A 7,358-nucleotide genomic window follows, 5' to 3' on the forward strand; every position below is an offset into this window, starting at 1 on the left:
GTGCTCCTCGCGTGCGTAGCAGGGAAGTTGACGATGTTCCTCATACGGCCTCACCCACCGGAGCGGCCGCCTCCTCGCCGCGGGTGACCACGGCCCGGTAGGCCGACTCGGTGCGCATCAGCTCGCGGTGCGGCCCGGCCGCGACGACCCGGCCCTCCTGCAGCAGCACCACCCGGTCCGCCCGGTCGAGCAGCAGCGGGCTGGTCGCGAACACCACGGTGGTGCGGCCCGCCCGGGTGTCCCGCAGCCCGGAGGCGATCCTCGATTCGGTGTGGGCGTCCACCGCGCTGGTGGGCTCGTCCAGCACCAGCACCGGCGGGTCCGCCAGCAGGGCGCGGGCCAGGGCGAGCCGTTGGCGCTGCCCGCCGGAGAGCGAGCGTCCGCGCTCGGTGATCCGGGCGCGCATCGGGTCTCCCCCGCACTCCGGCGAGCCCTCCGCCAGGGCCGTCAGCACGTCCTCCGACCGGGCCGCCGCCAGGGCCGCGGCGGCCGTGACCCGCCCCGAGGAGGGGATGTCGAAGAGCTCGGCCAGCGTGCCGGAGAGCAGCACCGGTTCCTTGTCGTGGACCAGCACTGCCGCCCTGGCCTCGGCCAGCGGCACCGCGTCCAGCTCCGTACCGCCGAGCCGCACCGGGGCCTGCGCCCGCTCGCCCTCGACCGGCGGGACGTGGCCGCCGAGCCGCTCGGCCAGCGCCCCCGCGAAGTCCGGGTCCCCGCAGACCACCGCGGTCAGCTCGCCGGCCCGCGCCGTCAGCCCGCTCGTCGGGTCGTGCAGGTCGGCCTTGTCCGGCCGGACCAGTGAGGCCTCCGCCGTGCCGGCCGTCCGGCCGAGCGAGAGCACCCGGACGGTGCGCGCGGCGGAGACCCGGGCCACGCTCCACGCGTGCGCCGCCTCGCCCAGGATGCGCAGCGGGGCGGCCAGGAAGGCCGTGGCGCCGTAGACCGCGATCAGGGTGCCGACGGCGAGCTCGCCGGAGGCCACCAGCCGGGCGCCGTACCAGGTGACGCCGACCACGAACAGGCCTGGCAGCAAGACCTGTTGAGCCTGCATCAGCGACTGGATCCGGGCCGAGCGGACGGCCGCGGCCCGGACCTTCTGGGAGGCGGCCCGGTACCGCTCCAGGAACAGCTCCTCGCCGCCGATGCCGCGCAGCACCCGCAGCCCGGCGACGGTGTCGGCCGCCAGCTCGGTGGCCTTGCCGCCGAGGCTGCGCTGCTGCTCGTAGCGCCGCTCGAACGGCCCGATCAACGGCCAGACGGAGGCCGCCAGCACCGGGACGCCGAGCAGCACCCCGGCCCCGAGCACCGGATCGACCAGCAGCACCGCCACGCTGACGGCCAGCCAGACGATCACCGCCGACCGGACCCGGGCGACCAGTTCGACGTACCAGCCGATCCGCTCGACGTCCCCGCTGCCGACCGCGACGACCTCTCCGGTGGCGATCCGGCGGGACAGCCCGGCCCCGAGGCGCGAGGCCTTCCGGGACACCAACTGCCGTACGTGGGTGGCCGCGTGGATCCAGTTCCAGACCGCCTGGCGGTGCACCAGCACGGCGCCGAGCGCGGCACCCGCGCCGAGCAGCAGCAGGATCCCGCCGGCCCGCCAGATCCCGTCGGCGTCACCGTCCACGGCGGCCTGCACGCCGAACCCGAGCGGTATCGGCAGGGCGGCCCGGCACCCCAGCTCGATCAGCGACCAGAGGGTGGCGAGCACCTGCCCGCGCCGCTGGCGGCGCTGCAGCCAGCGCAGGAAGGCCGGGGGTGAGGAGAGGTCGGGACTGCCGGGATCGGCCAGCGGCAGGGGGGTGAGCAGCATGACACTCCGATACGAGCGGTGCGCGGCCACGAGCGCACAGGGGTTCGGGAGAGCTACAGGAGTTCGAGGAGCGACGCACACGGAGCACCGGGGTGACGTGCGCGCAGTGCGGACGGCAGCCCTACGGCGGGCGGCCCGACGAGGAGCGGCCCGAGCCGACAGGCGGATGACGCGCGGCACGGCAGCACGGCTGCGGCGCGACGTCGACGATGCGCCCGGAGCGGAGCCGGACGGGGTGGGATGGGCACGAAGGGCCCGAGAGTCAGGACGTCATGATCGGGAGCCTGCCAACCTCCGCGCGATCTGCGCAACGTGTTTTTCACCACGGCTTTTCGCCCCGGCCCGCGCGCTCCGCACCCCGGCCACCGCGAGCCGGACCCGCACGCCCCCCGCACGCCCCGCCGGGGCGGTCCCCACCCCGCCCCGGGTCGGCCGACCCCTCGGCCAAACCCCCGCAAAGCTTCACCCAAGATTCGCCCGTTCGGCGGGAACAATCACACCGGGACGCCAGTTGCCCCCACTGGAACCACAGGACAATCAGGAGGGCACCCCTTCCCGTGAGCACCATCCCCACCGTCACCCTCAACGACGGCGCGCAGATCCCGCAGCTCGGCTTCGGCGTGTGGCAGGTCCCGGACGCCGAGGCCACCCCGGCCGTCCGCACCGCGATCGAGGCCGGCTACCGCTCCATCGACACCGCGGCCATCTACGAGAACGAGGCCGGCACCGGCGCGGCGATCGCCGACGCCCTGGCGGGCGGCGTCGCCCGCGAGGACCTCTACGTCACCACCAAGCTGTGGAACTCGGGCACCCGCGACTGGTCCGGCGAGCAGGGCCGCGACGCGGTGCTGCGCGAGTTCGACGCCTCGCTGGCCAAGCTCGGCCTCGAATACCTCGACCTCTACCTGATCCACTGGCCGCGCCCGATGCACGGCGACAGCTACCTGAACATCTGGAAGGCCTTCGAGCAGCTGAAGGCGGGCGGCCGGGTCAGGTCGATCGGCGTCTCCAACTTCGGCACCGAGCAGCTGAGCCGCCTGCTGGACGAGGCCTCCGTCGCCCCGGCCCTGAACCAGGTCGAGCTGCACCCGTACTTCCCCCAGGCGGAGCTGCGCGCGTTCCACGCCGAGCACGGCATCGCCACCGAGGCCTGGAGCCCGCTGGGTCAGGGCAAGGACCTGCTCGCCGAGCCCGCCCTGGTGAAGACCGCCGAGAAGCACGGCCGCACGGTCGCCCAGGTGGTGCTGCGCTGGCACCTCCAGAGCGGCGTGATCGCCATCCCGAAGTCGGTCACCCCGTCCCGGATCCGCGAGAACCTGGACGTCGCCGGCTTCGAGCTGGACGCCGAGGACCTCGCGGCGATCGCCACCGTGGCCACCGGCAAGCGGATCGGCCCGGACCCGCAGGAGTTCGACTGGAACTGACGCCCGGCCCGGGGGCCCGGCCCCCGGACACCCGGATCGCCTGACGGCCGTCATGCCGAAGACCGCCCGCTCCCGTGGGGGGAGCGGGCGGCCTCAGGCGTACCCCGATCCGCCAAAGTCCATGGCCATGGACCCTCAGCGTTTTGGCGAATCGTTTTGGCTACTGCGGCGAAGTCTTGACCTAGAGCCTGCCCGCCTTCGCGATGAGCGCGAGCGCGGCCTCGTGCTCGCTCTCCTCCAGCGGGGCCAGCAGCAGCCGCTGGACCTCGGCCACCCCGGCGGCCGAGCGGTGCAGCAGGTCCTGTCCCGCCGGTGAGAGCGAGAGCAGGTTGCGCCGCCCGTCCGAGGGGTCGCGCCGGCGCTGCACCAGACCGCGGCGCACCAGTCGGCTGACCATCTCGGCCATCGTGGCCTTGTCCAGCGAGGCCAGCTCGCCGACCGTGCGCTGGTCGGCGCCCGGTTCCAGTTCCAGCGCGTCCAGCACCGCGTACTGCGGAGCCGTCAGCTCGGCGCCCACGTGCTCCGACCAGAGCTTGGTGTGCACCTGCTGGCTCACCCTGATCAGGTAGCCGATCGCCCGCTGGGCGTCCAGTATCGGCCGCGCGTCGGTGATGACGGCGACCGCCGCGGGCTCCAGCCTGGCTATCTTGGCCATCACCCGGACGATCTCGACCTGTTCCTCCGCCGTGAGCGGCTCGAACAGGACGCGCTGAACGCGGACCACACCACCGGTGGCCTCGCGCACCGCCTGGGCACCGCTCTGCGAGAGCGCCAACAGTTTGCGCCGGCCGTCGGCCGGGTCGCGCCTGCGCAGCACCAGGCCGCGGCGGACCAGCCGCGCGACCATCTCCGCCATCGTGGCCTTGTCGAGCGAGGCCCGCTCGCCGACCGTCCGCTGGTCCGCACCCGGTTCCAGGGCCAGGACCAGCAGCACGGCGAACTGCGGAGCCGTGAGATCGGCTCCGACGTGTTCGGACCACAAACGGGTGTGGACCTGCTGTGCAACGCGAATGAGGTGTCCGGGCGACTGCTGCAGTCGCGCAGACACGCGGGTTGTCGGGATCTCCCCCAGCACCATGTATCCGTCCCGATGTCACACCCGGTGTGTGTGGGACACCCGGGTGGGGCAGTAACGGCGAGTGGGCGTCCAGCTATGAGGGAGGGCGCTCCAGCCGTGCAGCCGGTGGCTGCTGGCGGACACTATACAAACGGCGGGCCCTTGCTGGCAGGCAGGGGCGGATAGTAGACGCAGGTTCGGCAACATTGGCATATTTACGGACTGCGAACGGCTTGCAGTAACTCGTTCTCAGCAGAAAGCCGACCGGTCGGTCCTTACCCACCGTCACCTGCGTCTCTCCACCCTGGCCGCCCTCCCTACCCGCCGGTAGGGTGTGGCCACCCTCTCCGGGGGCTCTCCCCGGGAGGCAACCCCGAGAGAGACGAGACCGAGCATGACCGAGCAGAGCACCGCCCCCCGGGTCGCCGTCGTCACCGGCGCCGCCCGCGGCCTGGGCGCCGCCACCGCCGTCCGGCTGGCCGCCGACGGCTACGCGGTCGCCGTCCTGGACCTCGACGAGGCGGCCGGCAAGGAGACCGTCGACCGGATCACCGCCGCCGGCGGCAGGGCGCTGGCCGTCGGCGCCGACGTCTCGGACGCCGAGCAGGTCCAGGCCGCCGTCGACCGGGTGGCCGCCGAGCTCGGCACCCCGGTCGTCCTGGTGAACAACGCGGGCGTACTCCGCGACAACCTGCTCTTCAAGATGTCCGAGTCCGACTGGGACACGGTCATCAACGTTCACCTCCGCGGCGCCTTCCTGATGACCCGCGCCGTGCAGAAGCACATGGTCGACGCCGGTTTCGGCCGCATCGTCAACCTGTCCTCCTCCTCGGCCCAGGGCAACCGCGGCCAGGCCAACTACTCGGCCGCCAAGGCGGGGCTCCAGGGCTTCACCAAGACTTTGGCCATTGAGCTGGGCAAGTTCGGCATCACGGCCAACGCGGTCGCCCCCGGCTTTATCGCCACGGACATGACAGCAGCCACCGCCGCCCGGGTCGGCATGGACTTCGAAGACTTCAAGCGGGCCGCGGCCTCGCAGATCCCGGTCCAGCGGGTCGGTGAGCCTGAGGACGTCGCCCACACCATCTCCTTCCTCGCGAGCGAGGGCGCCGGCTTCGTCTCCGGCCAGGTGATCTACGTCGCGGGCGGCCCCCTCGACTGAGCACGGAACCTACACAGGGTTACCACGGAGTGGGAAGCCGGCCGAACCGGCCTCCCACTCCTCCTGCTTTACCGGGGCTTTTGCAGAATCATTCGACGACCACACGGACTTTCGATCCTGGAATAGTGGAAATCACCCCCCGAGCCAGCCCCGATCGACCCAATTGTCGATTTCCCGGGAAAATGACAATTACCACCGGAATAGCCCTGTCCGGCTGGGTAAGGTCACCCCGTGCAATCCAGAAGTACCCCCGCTCCCATTCCGCGCCAGAGGCCGGAGCGCCGCACCGCCGAACCCGACCGCCGGGAACGCCCCACCACCCCGGGACACCCCCTCCCCCCGGCCGGTCCCGGCCCCGGTGAACCCGGCTGGCCCCCGATGAGCCGACGGCAGGCCGCCCTGCTCGCCGTCACCCTCGCCGGCTACCTGCTGGTACTCGCCGGGGTCCTGCTCAACACCGAGCTGGTCGACCTCGACTGGTCGGTCCGACTGTTGCGCCCCTACGAGCGGTGGCCCCGGCTGGAGCCGCTGCTCGACACCTGGGTGGTCGCCGGGCAACGCGGACCCTCGGCGATCGCCGCCTTCTGCTGGCTCGGCTGGCGGGCCCACCGCCTCGGCCGGCTGCGCCCGCTGCTGGTCATGGGCATCGCGCTGCTGTTGCTCAACGTCACCGTCGGCGCGGTCAAGATCGTCACCGGTCGGCTCGGCCCGCACTACGCCCAGTACGTCGGCTCGCCCGAGCTCTTCTCCGGCGGCACCATCTTCCCCTCCGGCCACACCGCCAACGCGGTGGTCACCTGGGGGGTGCTCGCCTACCTCGCCGTCCGCTGGCGGCGCACCGGTGCGCTGATCGCCGCCGCCACCGCCTGCTCGATCGGCCTGACCACGGTCTACCTGGGCACCCACTGGGTCACCGACGTCCTGGCCGGCTGGGCCGCCGGACTGCTCGTCCTGCTCTCGCTGCCACTGCTGGAGCCCCTGGTCGCCACCGCCGAACAGCGGCTCCACCGGCGTTTCGCCCGTCGGCACCTGCCCTGCTGAACCCGAAACCGCACCCGACCCGAGTCACGCCCGACCGGAGCCACGGCGAACCCCGACCGCACCGGACCCGCACCAGGCCCGCACCGAAGCCGAACCCCGAATGCCGGAACCGAACCCGGCCCCGATCCGACGCTACGGGCCGGACCTACCCCTCCCAGCTGCGCTCGACCACACCGTTGCGCACCGCGAGGTTGAGCCGCCCCTGGCGGTACTCCATGGTCATCAGGTCACCCGGCTCCAGCACCCGGACCGACGCCCAGCCGTGCCTTCGGGCCAGCTCCCGGGCCCGCTCGATCCGCAGCCCCGCGTATCCCTCGCCGTCCTGGCCCCCCGCACCCGAACCGGCGCCCGAACCCGCCGCGCCGGACCCCGCCCCCACCGCGCCCGAACCCGACATCGCGCCTCCCCGGCTCGCCTCCTCGGACGTACGCTGGAATCGTAGCCCGACCGGCGTGGTCAGGAGGTGAACGCCATGCGCACCACCACCCCGCGACGGTGGCGCAGCGGCACCGAGCCGGCCACCGCCCGCAGCGATCTCAAGCTCCGCTACCTGCTCTCGCTCACCTTCACGCCGCTGTTCGCACTGGCGACGGTGGGTTTCGCGCTCTGGGCGGCCGCCTCCCCCGCCGACGGCGCACCCAGCCGGGGCACCCTCACCGGCTTCGCCGTGGCCTGCGGCCTGCTGACCCTGTTCGCCGCCGTCGATCTCGTGGTGGTGATCCGGCGTCGCCGGACCGAGCTCTGACGTGGTGTCTCCCATGGAGTGGGGGGTGGGGCCCCCCGGCGTAACCCAACCCGCCCCCCCCAACCCCCGCCCCCCCCACCCCACCCCCCCCCCCCGCGAGCCCCACCCAGGCC

The 7,358-nt window shown here is 72.9% G+C and carries 7 protein-coding genes; 4 read left to right on the forward strand and 3 right to left on the reverse strand.

Features of this window, described 5'->3' with window-relative positions; translation table 11 throughout:
- Positions 1-40: 40 nt before the first annotated feature.
- Positions 41-1,816 carry an ABC transporter transmembrane domain-containing protein gene (locus ACWGKU_RS09870; protein WP_452177888.1) on the reverse strand — a complete coding sequence of 592 codons (1,776 nt, stop codon included), beginning with the start codon at positions 1,814-1,816 and terminating at the stop codon, positions 41-43.
- 557 nt (positions 1,817-2,373) lie between these two features.
- Here ACWGKU_RS09870 and ACWGKU_RS09875 point away from each other — a divergent pair.
- Positions 2,374-3,240 carry an aldo/keto reductase gene (locus tag ACWGKU_RS09875; protein ID WP_401055289.1) on the forward strand — a complete coding sequence of 289 codons (867 nt, stop codon included), beginning with the start codon at positions 2,374-2,376 and terminating at the stop codon, positions 3,238-3,240.
- Positions 3,241-3,421: 181 nt separating this feature from the next.
- On the opposite strand, the gene ACWGKU_RS09880 is transcribed toward ACWGKU_RS09875, so the two are convergent.
- The gene (locus ACWGKU_RS09880; protein WP_387685267.1) at positions 3,422-4,222 is read right to left on the reverse strand and encodes a MarR family winged helix-turn-helix transcriptional regulator; all 801 of its coding nucleotides are present in this window, start codon (positions 4,220-4,222) and stop codon (positions 3,422-3,424) included.
- A gap of 469 nt (positions 4,223-4,691) precedes the next feature.
- Here ACWGKU_RS09880 and fabG point away from each other — a divergent pair, with 469 nt between their 5' ends.
- Positions 4,692-5,459: a 3-oxoacyl-ACP reductase FabG gene (fabG, locus tag ACWGKU_RS09885; protein ID WP_359901584.1), complete on the forward strand. Its 768-nt coding sequence runs from the start codon at positions 4,692-4,694 to the stop codon at positions 5,457-5,459.
- Between the two features lie 378 nt (positions 5,460-5,837).
- Positions 5,838-6,500 carry a phosphatase PAP2 family protein gene (locus ACWGKU_RS09890; protein WP_452177889.1) on the forward strand — a complete coding sequence of 221 codons (663 nt, stop codon included), beginning with the start codon at positions 5,838-5,840 and terminating at the stop codon, positions 6,498-6,500.
- A gap of 145 nt (positions 6,501-6,645) precedes the next feature.
- On the opposite strand, the gene ACWGKU_RS09895 is transcribed toward ACWGKU_RS09890, so the two are convergent.
- On the reverse strand, positions 6,646-6,897 hold the full coding sequence (locus ACWGKU_RS09895) for an I78 family peptidase inhibitor (RefSeq protein ID WP_380539533.1): 252 nt from the start codon (positions 6,895-6,897) through the stop codon (positions 6,646-6,648).
- A 75-nt stretch (positions 6,898-6,972) separates the two neighbouring features.
- Between ACWGKU_RS09895 and ACWGKU_RS09900 the strand changes: the two genes are divergently transcribed.
- Positions 6,973-7,245: a DUF6343 family protein gene (locus ACWGKU_RS09900; RefSeq protein ID WP_359901593.1), complete on the forward strand. Its 273-nt coding sequence runs from the start codon at positions 6,973-6,975 to the stop codon at positions 7,243-7,245.
- Positions 7,246-7,358 lie beyond the last annotated feature (113 nt).

This window comes from Kitasatospora sp. NPDC054768 (genome assembly GCF_053612025.1).